Origin of the sequence: Leucobacter aridicollis (assembly GCF_013409595.1) — a bacterium.
Taxonomy (GTDB): Bacteria; Actinomycetota; Actinomycetes; order Actinomycetales; family Microbacteriaceae; genus Leucobacter; species Leucobacter aridicollis.
In genome coordinates this window covers 2,698,779-2,713,585 of record NZ_JACCBD010000001.1, presented here as the reverse complement: position 1 = coordinate 2,713,585, position 14,807 = coordinate 2,698,779, and the positions used below count along the sequence as shown (strand labels likewise).

Sequence of the window (14,807 nt, the reverse complement as noted above, 5' to 3'; positions counted from 1 at the left end):
CCATCGGTCTGAAGGGACCCCTGCATTGCCTACCCTCCGTACCTACGCCGAACCGAGCGCAGCCGACGTCGTCGTCATCGGCGCCGGAATCAACGGCCTTGCGATCACCCGCGAGGCGGCTCGGCGCGGCCTGAACGTCGTGATGATTGACCAGGACGACCTCGCCGCACGCACCTCGGCGATCTCGTCGCGTCTCATCCACGGCGGCCTGAAGTACCTTGAACGGTTCGAGATCCCGCTCGTCTTCGAGTCGATCAGGGAGCGCAACATTCTGTTGCGCACGGCGCCGCACCTCGTGCGCCCGTACCCGATGCTCATTCCGTTCACGAAGGACGGCTCGCGGCCCGGCTGGCTGCTCTCGTGCGGCCTCATCTTCCACGACGTGCTCTCGGTGGGCAAGAAGCTGCCGTTCAACCGCATCGTGTTCTCGCGCGGGCTGAAGCGCGACTTCCCCGGTATCGCAGCTGGCGGGGTCAAATGGGGCGGTCTCTTCCAAGACGCCCATGTGCCAGTCACCGAGCGGTTCGCGGTAGAGATCGCGATCGACGCCGCGCGCAACGGCGCGACGATCCTGACCCATACGCCCGTGCTATCGCTCATCCACGAGGGTGGGCACGTCGCCGGGGTCGTGTATCGAGATCGCGAGACTGGCGAGCAACGTTCGTTGCGCGCTCCCATCGTGATCAACGCGGCGGGCCCCTGGGTCGATTCGGTGCTCGACCTCGACGGTGAGCACGAGCGGAAGATCGGGCCGACGAAGGGTAGCCACCTCGTCGTCGACGCGTTCCCGACCGCCCCCGATAAGTGCATCTTCTTCGAGTCCCCCGATGACAACCGGCCAATGTTTGTCTTGCCGTGGCACAACGGGAAGTACATGCTCGGCACGACCGACCTGCCATACGACGAGTCCATCGACGAGATCATCGCGGACGGAGACGAGACCGACTACCTCCTGCGAGCGGTCAACACGATTCTGCCCGGCGCGAAGCTCACGAGCGACGATGTGCTCTGGTCATACTCCGGAGTTCGCCCGTTGCCGTATGTGGCCGACCTCACCGACCCATCGTCGGTGACGCGCGACAGTGAGATCGTCGCCCACACGGGCGATTCGCGGGGACTCTTCACGCTCATCGGCGGGAAGTACACGACGCACCGTGCGCTTGGCGTGCAGGCGCTGAAAGTCATCGAGAAGGCGCTCGGCCTGCCGCACCGGCGTTCACGGACCGACAAGCTGCCATTCCCCGGTGCCCCCGCCGTGGACGTAGATGAGTTCCGCGCGAGGTTCGTTGCGGCAAGTACACTCCCAAGTCGCACCGCAGAGCGGCTCGCGGCGGTCTACGGCGAGCTCGCGTGGGAGGTCGCGGCGTTCGCGGCTGAGGATCCTTCGCTCGCGGAGATCATCGACGACGAGACCGGCGCCATCGCGGCCGAGCTTGTCTACGCCGTTCGCGAGGAGGGCGCGGTCACGCTCGAGGACGTGTTGCTTCGACGCACGACTATCGCGTTGAATAGCGATGTTGGGCTCAGCGTGGCGCCTCGGGCCGCCGCGGTGCTCACGCAGCATGTCGGTTGGACGCAAGACCTCGCAGCTGAGGAGCTTGCGCGCTACCGGCACGCCGTACGGCGGTTCGCACCGCGCGCGCTGCGTGTGGAACAGGGTGGGGGAGAACGATGAAGACCTGTGTCATCGGAATTGATGTCGGGCTCACGAGCGCGAAAGCGGCTGCCTTCGACGAGGTCGGGCATGAGATTGCGACGGTGTCGGCTCCGAATCCCCGCGTCGCTGTCTCGCGCGAGCGCCAGGAAATCGATATGCGCGCCCTCTGGGACGTCGTCGCGGGCGTGCTGCGCGAACTCCAGGATGGGCTCGCTCGCGACGGCTGGGTCGTGCGCGGCATCGGCGCGACCGGGCACGGAAACGGGCTCTACCTCGTCGACGAGCAACTCGCGCCGGTGCGCACTGCGATCGCATCAACCGATAGCCGAGCCGAGCGGATCGTCGCTGGGCTCGATCCCGAAACAGTCGAATCCGTGCGCCAGATCAGCGGCTCAATTCCGTGGGCAGCACAGCCGGGGGTGCTACTACGGTGGCTGCACGACAACGAGCCTGAGACGCTCGCTGCCGCGGCCTGGGCGCTCACCTGCAAGGACTGGATTACGGTCTGCCTCACTGGCGCTCCGAGCGCCGACCTGTCGGACTCATCGGGGTGCGGCCTGGTGAATCTCCGCACCCGTGAATACGAGCCGGCCGTCTTCGACATGCTCGGAGTGCCGCAAGACCTCATGCGATTGCTGCCCGCGTTGCACTCCTCGGATGCCGTTGTCGGAACGGTGACCGCTGAGGCGGCCCAGCAGACGGGACTGCCGGTGGGCGTGCCCGTTGTCGCCGGTTGCATGGACTGCGTGGCGAGCCCGCTCGGCGCGGGATCGACCGAAAGCGGCGACGTCACGGTGATCGTCGGGACGTGGGCCATTAACAGCGTTGTCGTGCCGGCGAACGCGGAGCCTCCGAGGGTGACCATCAACGCGCTGCTTCCCGACCCGCGCTACATGCTCGCGATGGAGGTCGCGCCGACGTCGGCCGCGAGCATCGAGTGGGCGGCCAACGTGCTCGGTGATCGCGCGGCTTGCCCCCTCACCCCACGAGAGCTTCTCGAAGCGGCGGGTAACGTACCGCCGCTCGCCGACGGGCTGATCTTTCTCCCGTTCATCCACGGCGCACCCGAGCATCTCGGTGCGTCGGGCACGCTGCTTGGCATCAAGGGCAGCCATGGATACGCGCACGTCGCGCGCGCGGTCGCCGAGGGCATCACGCAGTACCACCGCGTACAGATTGAGAAGGTGACGAGCAGTGATGCCGAGCTCAGCGATGAGCCATGGACCCTCGCCGGCGGCGGCGCAAAGAACCCCGAGTGGGCGCAGATGTTTGCCGACGTTGTCGGTCACCCGATGCGCAGGCAGCTGGGCACCGAACTCGGGGCGCGCGGGGTGGCCTCGCTCGCGGCGAACGGTATCGGCTGCGACATGGCTGCGTGGCGGGTCGAACCCGACCCCGAGCTCGTGGTCGAGCCCGGCCCCGAACGAGAACAGTACGCCGTACAGGCCGCGACGTTCGACCGCATCATCACCGCAATGGGACCCGTCTGGGAGGAATACAAGTGACAACCGAACTGCAGCGCGACCTCGACGTCATCGTCCGCGTGAGCCGAGAGCTTGGTGGTGACCCGTCGCTCGTGCTCCACGGCGGCGGCAACACGTCGATCAAGACCACCGGTATCGACGTCACGGGTGCTCCGGTTGATCTCGTGCTCGTCAAGGGCAGCGGGTGGGATCTCGGCACGATCGAGGCGCCGGGCTTCGCCCCGCTGCGCCTCGACAGGCTCGCAGAACTCCTCTCGCTCGCCGAACTCGACGATGTGACAATGGTGAACGAGCTGCGTCAGGCCTCACTCGACGCGGCAGCGCCGACGGCATCGATCGAGGCGCTGCTCCACGCCTACCTGCCGGGCAAGGCCGTGCTGCACTCGCACGCGAACGCGATTGTCGCGCTGACGAACAGCGGGCTCTCTGACGCGGAGATCGTTGCCGTGCTCGGGGAACGCGTGCTCGTGCTGCCATACGTCATGCCCGGGTTCCCGCTCGCGCGGCTCATCGCCGACAGCGACGTGTCGGGCGTCGACGCGGTGGTGCTTCGAAACCATGGGCTCTTTACCTTCGCCGACGCCGCCGATACGGCGCTCTCGCGACACCGCGAGCTTGTCTCGCTCGCCGATACGCACCTGGGCGTCAGCACGTGGGGTAACCCAGGCGGAACAGCGCCGGCGTCCGGAACTGTCACAGAACTCGCGACGCTTCGGCGCGACGTGTCTCGGGCCGCGGGCACCCCCATGCTCGTGCGTCAGACGCGCTCCGCGCGCGGCGCCGAGTTCGCCGCCCGCCCCGGGTTGGCTGAGCTTACGCGCCGCGGAACCGCGACGCCCGAGCACGTCATCCACACCAAGCGCACGCCCATGATCGGTCGTGACGTTGAGGCATACGCGGCCGAGTATCGTGCCTACTTTGAGCGGCACGCCGCGCGGGCCAACCCGGCCGTGTCGCCGTTGCACCCCGCGCCGCGCGTCGTGCTCGACCCAGAGCTCGGGCTGCTGGTGACCGGCGCGACGACCAAGGAACTCAAGATCGCCGGAGATATTGCTCTCCACACGCTCGACGTCATCGACGCGGCCGACGCGATTGGGACGTACGGATCACTCTCGGAGGCGGACTCCTTCGATATCGAGTACTGGACGCTCGAACAGCTGAAGCTCGCAGGAAAGCAGGCGAAGCCGCTCGGGGGAGAGGTCGCCGTCGTCACTGGTGCTGCGTCGGGGATCGGCCGGGCCATCGCCGAGCTGCTCCTCGCGCAGGGCGCTGCGGTCGTCGGGATCGACCTGAACGCTGCGGTCACCACGCTCAGCGACAGCGATTCCTGGCGCGGTGTCACCGGTGACGTGAGTGCACCCGAGACTATCGAAGCGGCGGTCGAGACTGCGGTTCGCGAGTTCGGCGGCGTCGACATGGTTGTCGTTGCGGCGGGTATCTTCCCGCCGAGCCAGGCACTCGCAGAGCTTGACGACGAGGTCTGGGATCGCGCATTCCGCGTGAACGTAACCGCGGTCGCGCGGCTGTTTCGTGCGGTGCACCCCGTGCTCGCCCTCGCGCCGAACGGGGGTCGCGTCGTGCTCGTGTCGACGAAGAACGTCGCCGCCCCTGGCCCCGGTGTCGCCGCGTACTCGGCGAGCAAGACTGCAGCCGCTCAGCTCGCGCGCGTTGCGGCGCTCGAGTGGGCCGCCGACGGCATCAGGGTGAATCAGGTTGAGCCCGACGCCGTGTTCGACACGGCGATCTGGACGCCTGAGCTGCTCGCGGCCCGCGCTGCGAACTACGGCCTCTCTGTCGAGGAATACCGCACCCGCAACCTACTCCGTACTGAGGTGCGCAGTCGGACCGTCGCCGAGGCGGTCGTCGCCTTCTGCGAGCGGTTCCCGGCGACGACCGGCGCCCACTTGAGCGTCGACGGCGGGAACGACCGAGTCATCTAGTAGGCCCTGTCCGGGGCGCAGGGTCGGTGGATCCGACGCCTGCGCCCCGAAACCTCTCCTATCGCAGCGGCGCTCGGTAACCTGCCCGTTGGGCGGCGCTCGCATTCGAGAAACACTCCTCGGGATTCGTTCGGGAATAGTAGGTGCTACCTGGGACGTGGTAGATCTTCGTGCCGCGACTCGAGTTCACGTTGCCCTTTACCGGCGCCCAGCTTGGGCACGACCCGACGCTGTTCGGTCGGGTGCGCGACGGGTACCCGATGCTGCCGGTGGCCGCCGAGGTCTGCGACGCGGCGGTGTAGCCCGACTTGCTCCCAGTGACGCGAACGGAGATCCGCTTGCCCGCGTCCGCGGCGGAGAGCTTATAGGTAGTCTTCGTCGCGCCCTTGATCGCGGCACCGTTGCGGAGCCACTGAACTTTGAGCGTGGTGCCGGCCGTCCACTTGCCACGGTTCACGGTGAGGCTCGATCCGACAAGTTTTGTGCCGGAGATCTTTGGCTTGGAGGTGCCGAGCACACGGGGCACGCTCTTCGTTGCAGAGGTCTTGGTGACCGTGAGGTAGCCGGACTTCTTCCCGGTCACCCTGACGCTGATCTTCGCGCCACCATCTGCCGAAGTGAGCTTGTAGGTGCTCTTCGTCGCGCCCTTGATTGCAGAGCCGTTGCGAAGCCACTGGTACGAGAGCTTGACTGGAGCGGGCTTCCAGGTTCCCGGCTTCGCGGAGAGGGTCTGGCCGACCTTCACGGTGCCGGCGACGGCTGGAGCAGGTGCGGCCGACAGCGATCGCGGCACCGCGGCGGTCGCCCCGGAGGTCTGCGTCGCGGTCGTGTATCCACCAAGCGTGCCGGTGACGCGGAAGGTGATTCGTTTGCCAGCGTCGGCGGCCGCGAGTTTGTAGGTGGCGCCTGTCGCTTTCGGGATGGCCTTGCCGTTTCGCAGCCACTGGTACTGCAGCTTGACTGGCTTCGGGCCCCAGGTGCCTGGCCTGCCCGTCAGCGTCTTGCCGACGGCGGCGGTGCCGGAGATGGCCGGCTTTGCAACGGCAAGGGCGCCGGCTGTGACCGCGCGGGTCGGCGCTGAGGTCCGGGTGGCTACTTCGTAGCCGGGCCGCGTCGCTGAAACGGTGACGGTGACCGCTTTGCCGAGGTCTGCAGCGGTCAGCGCGTAGCTTGCGCCGGTCGCTCCCGCGATCGTCGCGCCGCTGCGGGTCCATCGGTAGCTGAGCGTGGCGTCAGCGGGGGCCTGCGAAGCGAGTACCGTCTTCAGGGCGCTGCCAACGGAGGTCGCGCCAGTGAGGCTCACCGCTGCGAGTTCGAACGTGCCCGCCTCGACGATGACTGGCTGCGTGGAGACTGTCAGAGACGCGCCGCTCGGCGCGGTCGCAGTGACCGCGGCGCTGAGGGTGGCCCCGAGGTCGTCAGCGCTCGGCGTGTAGCTGTCGCCCTGGGCCCCAGCGATGTCCACTCCGTCGCGTTGCCAAATGATCTCGAACTCGAGCTCGGCGTCAGGCCAGACGCCGAGGGCCGCGGACGCGGGCGTGCCGACGATGGCTCTGCCGCCAACGACCTCTGGGAGCGTCGTCGGCGCGCCGACGACGTCAGGAGACTCGGGTGTCTCCGGGGCTTCCTCTTGTGCAGGCGCCTCGGCGTCGAGCGGCCGCTTGTGGTCCGTGTACGCCGGCTCGACCGCGGGCGGGGCGGCGAACGCAGCGGTCGCGTCAGCCGGCACCGATGCGCCGAATACAAGCGCGGAAGCGAGGATCGCACCCAGCATTCTCAACATTGAAACCCCCAAAGCCTTACATAGACTTTGCAAGTGTAACCCGAGCGGGGCGGCGCGGCACGCTCCAACCCCGGTGGCCGTGCCACTAGGGGAGCTGCGTGATGGCGGTGATCGCCTCAAGCGGTAGCGTGCGCTCGACCCCGGCGGTCTCGTCGAGTGCGCGCATGCGCCCGCCAGCGAGCGAGACCGGCACGATGGCGAAGGTGCGGGCCTCTCCCCGAATCTCGACACTCACCTCGAGCCGCGTGCGGTCGCGAATCGCGAGCGTGATGAGCCGGCTCGTGTCGGTGGGCCCGTCGCTTGCGGATTCGAGCACGCGTTCAACGAGCGCCTCCGTCGCGGAAGCGCGGCGCTCGGACGCGTCGGGCGTCGTCGCCTGGGCAGGCATGCGGGCACCGGTGGCGCGCTCGCGGCCCTCGCTCGCCGCGACGAGCCCATCGGCGCCGCGGGCCGGGTAGCGGGCATCGAGGAGCGCGGCGAGCACGTGATCGGCGCGAAGCCGCGAATAGAGCACGGCTGCGTCCGTGGTGAGCGCTTCGAACGAGTCCGTCGGTTGCGGGTCAGGCTCGTGCAATTGCAGGTGCGCGAGCCTCCGGTCGACGAGCACAGTCGACCGGAGCTCGGGCCTTGCGAACTCGACCCGGGTGCGCCACTGTTCGTTCAGGTACGGGCTGACGACGATGCTTCCGGCCCGCTCGCTCAATGCCGTGATGAGATAGTCGACCGGCTGCGGGATACCCGTCAGCGCGAGGCCATCAATCAGCTTCCGGATGGCCGCGCCATCGAGACCGCGGTGGAACGCTTCCGAGAGGGTGCCCTCCGAGATTCGCAGCGTCGACGCGACGCCGAGCTGTTCGGGCAGTGCGATCGCGGCGAGCGCGGCCTCATCTGCGGCGCCGAGCGGACCGGGGACGACGACCGAAAGGTCGGGCTGAATGTAGATCCCGGGTGCCGGGTCGGGGAACCCGAGCAGTGGGGCCTGGCCCGGGACAGCGAGCGCGCCGCGCAGCGCGGCGATCCCGACGTCGCTGAAATGCCCAGCCACGGTGAGCCCGATGCGCTCCCAGAGTGCGGCTGCGCGGTCGATCGCGGCGAAGGTCGGTTCGGTGGCGAGCGGAAACTGTGCGGGGAACTCGGCCACGTGTGGCGCGAGCGGCGACCCCGCGGTCGCGCCGACGAGGAGCCCGCGGAGCTCGCCCGGCATCAGCTCAACGGCGGCCCGCGCCAGGGCGATCCACCTGTCATCGTGACTCGCCGCGAGCCAGTCGCCTCCCGCTGACAAGCAGAGTCCGTCGGACGCGTGGGCGAGCCCTGCCTCGCGCAACAGCACGATGAGTTCTCCGGCGTGGGGAATGGCGAGCCGATCCTCAGCGGTGCGCAGCCAGGCGGAGGCGACGTCGCCGTTCCGATTGAGCTTCGCTGGGGTGCGTTCGAGCTCGCGCAGCAGCCAGGCGGCCTGACCGGTGGCGGCGAGGGCCGCCGCAAACCACGACGAGGTGTCGGCGGCGTCGGCGTCCGTGCCGTGCGCGTCGGCGGGAGCGCCCGCAAGGAGCGTGTCGACGGTGAGACCACGAGCGGCGAGCAGCGCATCGAGCGCAGCAGTAACCTCGGGAAGCTCCGCGTCGCCCGCACCGAGCAGGCCACGCGCGCGAAGAAGGTTGCCGGCCGCCGCGTCCGCGGCGCCGTCGGTCAGGATCGGCGACGGCTCACGAGACGCTGCGCCCTCTCGGGCCCGTGCGAGCCGGGCAAGCTGCACCCTCGGGAGGAGCGTGAGCGCCTGCGAGATCGATTCAGGCTTGAGCAGCTCGCTCGCGAGATCGAGCGAGTCGTGCACCGACGTAGGGACGGCAACACGGCGCGAGCGCACGAGCGACTCAAGCCCCGCCCGGTCGAGCGAGGCGATCAGGGACGAGAGCGCGAGCGTGCCACTCAACGGGCGAGCCTGGCTAGTTGGTTCCGCGGCGGGCATCCCGGCTGCGGCGACGCTGCGCCACGAGCAGCAGGACGATGAGCATCACGAACCCGATTGGGAGCGCGAACAGCGAGATCCCGTAGACCACGGGCCAGAACCCCTCGGCGACGGCCTGCCGGTTGCTCATGCCGACAATGAGCGTCGCAAAGAACGAACCGAGTGCGACGACAATGATCGAGACTGTCGCGTAGGCGAGAATCCGCTCGAACAGCGACGGGGTGCTGGTTTCTTCGGTGCTCATTCCACCGAGTTTAGCGCGCGCGTGTGCATGGTCCCTCTGCGATGCGATTTCGCACAGTTCTAAAGGGCCGAACGGCTAGACTGCTAATCAACGCGTGGCCATACGGCCGCGCTCGAAAACGTTGGGCCGGAAAGGCCACTGCGGCGCATGCCGCGAAGGGAAGGGCGAGACATGCCGAACGGCAAGGTCAGGTTCTACGACGAGGACAAGGGCTTTGGATTCATCCAGGGCGAAGACGGACAGCAGGTGTACCTGCACGCTTCGGTGATCCCGGATGGCGTCGAGGTGCGAGCGGGAAGCCGGCTCGAGTACAGCGTCGGCGAGGGCCGTCGCGGTCCCCAGGCGCTCTCCGTGCGCGTGATTGACACGCCGTTGCTGGCGAAGCGAAGCCGCAAGTCGGCTGACGAGATGGCCGTGATCATTGAGGATCTCGTGAAGCTGCTCGATGGCGTCGGTGGCAAGCTCAAGGGCGGCCAGTACCCGGAGCGGCAGGCTTCGCGCCAGGTCGCGACGATGCTGCGGCGAGTGGCGGACGATTTCGATGTCTGAGCAGCACGTGGAACGGCAGAGCGCCGACGAGACCGTCGAGACTGACGCGACGCCAGGGGCGGCCGCGCCGACTGACGCCGCGGAGCAGGCGCCGACGCCGGCTGAACCCGACGCGATGCTGCTCACCGCCGAGTCCCGGGCGCAGGCGCGCGCGGCGCTCGAGGAGATCACCGATGCCAAGACGATCGGTGGCGACGCTGGATTCGAGGTGAACGACGAGCGCACCGTGACGCTGTTCTTCGAGAGCCTGCTCGCCGGATATCCCGGCTGGCGCTGGGCCGCGGCGATCGCGCGGGTTGACGCGGACGCCCCGGTGACTGTGCTCGAGGTCGAGCTGCTGCCCGGTGACGGGTCGATGCTGGCCCCCGAGTGGGTCCCGTGGTCTGAACGGCTCGCGCAGTACCGCGATGCGCAGTCACGACAGTCGAAGGAATCGGCCGCCGAGCGCGCCGCTGCCGAGCAGGCGGCCGAGGAGCTCGCCGATCTCGACGACGCCGACGAGGACGCGCTCGAGAACGACTACGCCGACTACGACGACGATCTCGATGGCGTCGACCTTGGTGAGGGCGACGATCATGAAGACGACGACGAGGCTGCGGAAGACACCGACTCGGACGACGACGACTCGGACGACGACGATCACGACGGCGACGACGAAGATGACGATGACGATGACGACGAAGATGACGATGACGATGACGATGACGATGACGAAGAGGACGATGACTGAGTTGCGCCCGGAGCGCACCGAATGACGGCTTCGACCGCCGTTCGCGAGTTCTGGGAGCGGTGCCGGGCGCGTGACTCCGCGCTGCCCGCCGACGTTCCCGAGGCCTGGGCGTTCGGGGCGACGACGGAGCATGCCGACGGTCTGCTGCAACTCGTGCTCGACGGCACAAAGACTGGCACGGCGTCGTCGGTATGGGACTACGAGTTCTCGGGAGATCCGCTGCCGCAGGTTGGCGAGCACAGCATCATCCTTGACGGGGCCGGCGAGCCGCGAGCGGTCATCGAAACGACGAGCGTTGAAATTGTGCCCTTCACCGAGGTGACCGACGAGCACGCTCACGCTGAGGGAGAGGACGACCGTACGCTGGCCTCCTGGCGCACGATCCACGAGCGCTTCTGGCGGCTCCACTCGGAGAGCCCGAAGGGCTACGCGCCTGACATGCCGGTGCTGTGCGAGCGGTTTCGGCTCGTCTACCCCGCGTAGGCCGGAGCGCGCACCTCAACGCGGAGCGCGTCCGCTGCCGGTCCAGGCAGCACCGCATCGCGCCCGGTTCGGGTTAGGTTTCGGGCGGAAGTTCTCCCTCCCGCAGGATCGACTTTGTCGTCACGTCCCACGTGTAGGTGGAGGTGGCCTGGCCCGACGCCGTCAGCTCACCGCGCTGCTGCCAGCGGTACTCGGCGTTGAGCGAGTACTTCGACAGCCGCGAGACCTGCACGTCGACCCCGAGGCCCCGGTCAGCGTCCGTCCCAACGAAGTCGCCGTAGTGGAAGAACAAGATCGGCGTGGGGGCCGGACCTACCGATCCCACGGTGGGCAGGAGCGCCCACGAGAGCGGCATGCAGGCGTCAAACGTTGCCGCGGCGAGCGTGATCGCGCGCTCCACATCCCACCGCCCGGCGTCGCCTCCACGGGCTTCGATCTCGGCGACGGCGCTGGTAACGGCGGGCCGCGCCGTGTGCTCGACACACGACGTCGTCGCGGTCCGCTGCAAGGACGGGTTAGCCGCGAGGATCGCGTCGACCGCTGACTGCTCGTACGACGACGCGGAGTTCTCGATGAGTACGATCCACATGTCGCCGACGAACGAGTGCGAGATCCCCATGGTGCCGCGCATGTCTCCCGTCTGAATCGCCTGAGTGAAGACGGTGGCGGGCCCCCTCGTGGACTCCGTGAAGTCGGAGGTGCGGAGGTCGGCAATGAGCGGCGCCATCGCCGACTGCGGCAGCTCCGCGGTGAGCTGGTAGAGGTAGACGCTATCCAGATAGATGACCCAGTTGCAGTTGCGCTCCTGGGTTACGGACTTCACCGCAGTGAGCGCGCTCGGACTCGCGAACTCGTTGAAGAGCGCACGGTCAGTTTCGCCAAACTGCGCGGTGATGCGCTCCCTGCCGTACGAGGTGAGAAACTTGGTCTGCTCGGCCTGCGCCGCGGGGTTCACCGCGTCGCACGCGGGAATGACGGCGGGAGCCGATCCTGATCCGCCGCCGCTGAGCGCCTCCGGCGTCGCTTCCGCGGTGGGCGTCGGTGGCGGAGACGCTGGCACGCACGCAGTGAGCGCCGTCGCGCCCGCAAGCATGACGGCTGCGAGTACGGCAGCGGTCGCTGCCTTCACGCGTGTGAGCCTCATATCGCTACCCCATCCGCCGGCGGGTGCCTGGCGCATTCCTTTTACCGTAGGGGATGTTCGCGGGAACACAGCGTGACAACCTCAAATTCGCGCGTGCGGTGACCTCCTTTCGGGGGTCTCGCGCGCGGGCGCTCAGCGCGTCCCGTGGGCGGCCGCGCGCGCGAGCCAGTCGCGCACCAGCGCGCCGACGGCGTCCGGCTGTTCGATGTGCACGTTGTGTCCTGCCCCGTCGAGCACCGCGAAGGTGCCGCGCGGGTAATGCCCTGAGGCGGCAAGCCCGTCCGCGAACCCGACGACGTGATCCTGCCTACCGAAGACGTGGAGCGCGGGAGCGGTGAACGGTTCCGGGTGCTCCAGCTCGGGCGCGTACGCGTCAGTGTAGGTCGCGTTGAGCCGTGCGAGGACCCGCAGGTTCGAACCGCGAACTCCGGGCAACACGTAGCGTTCGAACGCGCGCAGCGCTGCTTCGGTGTGGAGCACGGCCATCTCCTCGAACTCGCCACGCGCCTCGCCCGCGAGCTCGAGGACCCGTTCGTCACGAACCAGGATCTCGCGCGGCGGGAGCTCGCGCCGGGTGCGATCGAGCTCGAACGCGCCCGCGAGCGTCGCGAGCCCCACGCACTGCGGCGCGAGTGCGTGCGCGACATGGCGCGCGACCATCGCGCCAAACGAGTTGCCGATGATCGCGAACGGGCCGTCGCCCGCGACCGTGCGGACCTCGGCGAGCACGGCGTCGGCGACCGCCCGTGGAGTCGCGGCCCCAGTGTCGGCTGCGCCCTCCGCCCACGGCAGGTCGATGTAGACGCGCCGCCAGCCGGCGCCGCTCACCATCTCTTCGAGCGGTAGCATGATCCGGTGGTCCACCCCGAACCCGTGCACCGCGATCAGAGGGGTTCCGTCGCCACGTGTCTCTGCAATCACCCTACGAGCCTAGCCACACCGGGCGGAGGTGCTCGCGGGGGCGGGGCACCGGAGGCGTCGCGATCCTGATCTTCGCCGGCCCGCTACCGAGCGAGTGCGGCCGCGAGCACCTCGCGCGCGTGCGTCCAGAGCAGTGCGCCGCCCGCGTCCTCGCGAATCTCACGCGTCGCGTCGGGGACGCGCGCGGTCAGGATCTCGCCGTGGTCGGGGGAGTGGCTGAGGTCGTGCGTGCCGAACCACACCTGCACGGGGCAGGCGATCCGGTCGAGCGGGAGGCCCCACGCGCGCATCGCGAGCACGGTGTCCTGAACGTAGCCGACGCCCCCATTCGCGAAGCCCTCAGCGAGCGCTGCCCGGTACCGCGGCAGGAAGTCGGGCGACGAGTAGAACGCCCGGTCGCTCTCGTGCGAGCCCCCAAGCACCATCTCCTCCATCGCCTGCGCCGTGAAGCCGGCGAGCACGGCGGCGGCCTCACCAGGGTTCGCCTCCGCAAGGTCCGAGAGCCCGGTCGCCTCGGCTGGCAGCAGCGCGTGAACGTCTGGGTGCTGCAGCTCGTCTGCCGGAGAGACAAGCACGAGGCGCTCGGCAGCGCCCGCGAGCGCCAGGGCGAGCCCGAAGATCGCGCCCTGCGAGTTCGCCACGACGGGGATCGGGCCGGCATTGGCGCCGAGCACCCCGGCCACGTACGCGCGGTAGTCTGACGCGGTCGACTCGATCGTGCGCGCGTCGGCGGGCGACGAGTCACCGATGCCGGGCCGGTCCATCGTGATCAGCCGGACGCCGGCCTCGCCGAGCGCCTCCTCACCAAACGCCATCGACTTGCCCGTCGCGGCGCCCGCGACGAACAGCACGGGCCGCCCATCTATGGGGCCCCAGCTCGTTCCCGCGAGTACCCGACCGTCGGAGAGAGTGACGCGGTGCTGCTGCGGGTGATGTTCCATGCTGAAAAGTGTATTGCGCGGCGTGAGAGGCCGCTGGCGTCGGCACCGCGACGCCGTCCAATCTCAGGCGATGCCCGAATCTGCGCGGACAGCCTTGCGCATGTGGAAGTTCGCGAGCGCAACGCCCTCCCGCACAATCTCCTGTCGACGGTACATTTCGAAGCCGAGGCGTTCGAACACCGGCCTTGCCGTGATGCTCGCGTCGGCGGTGAGCTCGTGTGCTCCCGCGACCCGGGCTCGGACCAGGGCCTCGGCGAGCAGGGCGCGCGCGACTCCGCGACCGCCCCAGGCCGGGGCAACAAACAGCATGTCGATGAAGCCATCACCGGTCACGTCCGAGAAACCCACGACGCTCCCCGCCGCGACCGCGACGAAGCTGTTGCGCTCTGACATGGCGCCGTGCCAGCTGGTGAGGTCGCGCTCACCAGGTCTCGCCCACGCCCTGAGCTGCTCCGCTGAGTAGTCCGCTGCCGCAGTCTCCATGATCGCGTCAGTGAAGATCGTGAGGGCTGCCGCGGCGTCGGCCTCGGTGTAGTCGCGGATGAGCGGGGAAACAGGTTCAGCCATGCGCATATTCTACGGAGGGCATGTGACCGATCCTGATCTGCGCTCGCCGCAGCGCGGCTAGCCGGAGACCTCTGTGAGCGGCATGAGCTCGACAGGCATCGGCCAGGCGAGCCGGTGCGAGGGGAGCGGGACTCCTCCGATGGCGTCACCGTAGTCATCCTCCTGCACGGTGATCCCGTCGGGGGATACCTCGATGATTTTCACCCGCGCCCACGCCGCAGAGGTCTTCCAGTAGGCGTAGCGGTCGGCGAGATAGCCGATCCCGAGCTCGTCGAGCCGTTCCTCCGCGGTGAGCCATCCTTCCAGGCTAATCGGGCGGCCCGAGTACCGGCCAGCGTCGCTATGCGAACGGAAGCAGTCGCGCGTGATCCTCTGCAATCCGGCGCCCGATCGCC

14 protein-coding genes are annotated in these 14,807 nt (G+C 68.5%); 6 read left to right on the top strand and 8 right to left on the bottom strand.

The features are described 5' to 3' along the window. Nucleotides 1-25 precede the first annotated feature (25 nt). From BJ960_RS12620 to BJ960_RS12610, 3 genes are read left to right on the top strand one after another with little or no spacing between them, the layout of a single operon-like run. Complete coding sequence (locus BJ960_RS12620; RefSeq protein WP_202229120.1) at nucleotides 26-1,675, top strand: glycerol-3-phosphate dehydrogenase/oxidase; 1,650 nt, start codon at nucleotides 26-28, stop codon at nucleotides 1,673-1,675. Continuing rightward, on the top strand, nucleotides 1,672-3,162 hold the full coding sequence (locus BJ960_RS12615; RefSeq protein ID WP_185987542.1) for an FGGY-family carbohydrate kinase: 1,491 nt from the start codon (nucleotides 1,672-1,674) through the stop codon (nucleotides 3,160-3,162). The genes BJ960_RS12620 and BJ960_RS12615 overlap by 4 nt, the downstream gene beginning before the upstream one ends. Further along, entirely contained in the window at nucleotides 3,159-5,081 is a 1,923-nt protein-coding gene (locus BJ960_RS12610; RefSeq protein ID WP_202229121.1) for an SDR family NAD(P)-dependent oxidoreductase, read from the top strand. The genes BJ960_RS12615 and BJ960_RS12610 overlap by 4 nt, the downstream gene beginning before the upstream one ends. A 58-nt stretch (nucleotides 5,082-5,139) precedes the next feature. Here BJ960_RS12610 and BJ960_RS12605 read toward each other — a convergent pair whose 3' ends face one another. The 3 genes from BJ960_RS12605 to BJ960_RS12595 form a co-directional block, all read right to left on the bottom strand. After that, nucleotides 5,140-6,855, bottom strand: coding sequence for a sunset domain-containing protein (locus tag BJ960_RS12605; RefSeq protein ID WP_185987541.1), 1,716 nt, complete (start codon nucleotides 6,853-6,855; stop codon nucleotides 5,140-5,142). Between the two features lie 94 nt (nucleotides 6,856-6,949). Next, a complete protein-coding gene (locus BJ960_RS12600; RefSeq protein ID WP_185987540.1) occupies nucleotides 6,950-8,797 on the bottom strand; it encodes a helicase-associated domain-containing protein in 1,848 nt (615 codons plus the stop codon). A 13-nt stretch (nucleotides 8,798-8,810) separates the two neighbouring features. After that, on the bottom strand, nucleotides 8,811-9,077 hold the full coding sequence (locus tag BJ960_RS12595; protein WP_121077948.1) for a hypothetical protein: 267 nt from the start codon (nucleotides 9,075-9,077) through the stop codon (nucleotides 8,811-8,813). Nucleotides 9,078-9,248: 171 nt separating this feature from the next. Here BJ960_RS12595 and BJ960_RS12590 point away from each other — a divergent pair, with 171 nt between their 5' ends. From BJ960_RS12590 to BJ960_RS12580, 3 genes are read left to right on the top strand one after another with little or no spacing between them, the layout of a single operon-like run. Further along, nucleotides 9,249-9,626: a cold-shock protein gene (locus BJ960_RS12590; RefSeq protein WP_185987539.1), complete on the top strand. Its 378-nt coding sequence runs from the start codon at nucleotides 9,249-9,251 to the stop codon at nucleotides 9,624-9,626. Then, entirely contained in the window at nucleotides 9,619-10,356 is a 738-nt protein-coding gene (locus BJ960_RS12585; protein WP_185987538.1) for a DUF3027 domain-containing protein, read from the top strand. Before BJ960_RS12590 ends, BJ960_RS12585 begins: the two co-directional genes overlap by 8 nt. Nucleotides 10,357-10,377: 21 nt before the next feature. After that, on the top strand, nucleotides 10,378-10,839 hold the full coding sequence (locus BJ960_RS12580) for an ASCH domain-containing protein (protein WP_185987537.1): 462 nt from the start codon (nucleotides 10,378-10,380) through the stop codon (nucleotides 10,837-10,839). Nucleotides 10,840-10,912: 73 nt separating this feature from the next. On the opposite strand, the gene BJ960_RS12575 is transcribed toward BJ960_RS12580, so the two are convergent. The 5 genes from BJ960_RS12575 to BJ960_RS12555 form a co-directional block, all read right to left on the bottom strand. After that, nucleotides 10,913-11,983, bottom strand: coding sequence for an LppP/LprE family lipoprotein (locus tag BJ960_RS12575; protein WP_185987536.1), 1,071 nt, complete (start codon nucleotides 11,981-11,983; stop codon nucleotides 10,913-10,915). A 132-nt stretch (nucleotides 11,984-12,115) separates the two neighbouring features. After that, on the bottom strand, nucleotides 12,116-12,904 hold the full coding sequence (locus BJ960_RS12570) for an alpha/beta fold hydrolase (protein WP_185987535.1): 789 nt from the start codon (nucleotides 12,902-12,904) through the stop codon (nucleotides 12,116-12,118). A gap of 83 nt (nucleotides 12,905-12,987) precedes the next feature. Further along, complete coding sequence (locus BJ960_RS12565; RefSeq protein ID WP_185987534.1) at nucleotides 12,988-13,845, bottom strand: alpha/beta fold hydrolase; 858 nt, start codon at nucleotides 13,843-13,845, stop codon at nucleotides 12,988-12,990. A gap of 63 nt (nucleotides 13,846-13,908) precedes the next feature. Continuing rightward, entirely contained in the window at nucleotides 13,909-14,412 is a 504-nt protein-coding gene (locus BJ960_RS12560; RefSeq protein WP_237463450.1) for a GNAT family N-acetyltransferase, read from the bottom strand. A 57-nt stretch (nucleotides 14,413-14,469) separates the two neighbouring features. After that, complete coding sequence (locus BJ960_RS12555) at nucleotides 14,470-14,790, bottom strand: hypothetical protein (protein WP_185987532.1); 321 nt, start codon at nucleotides 14,788-14,790, stop codon at nucleotides 14,470-14,472. Nucleotides 14,791-14,807 lie beyond the last annotated feature (17 nt).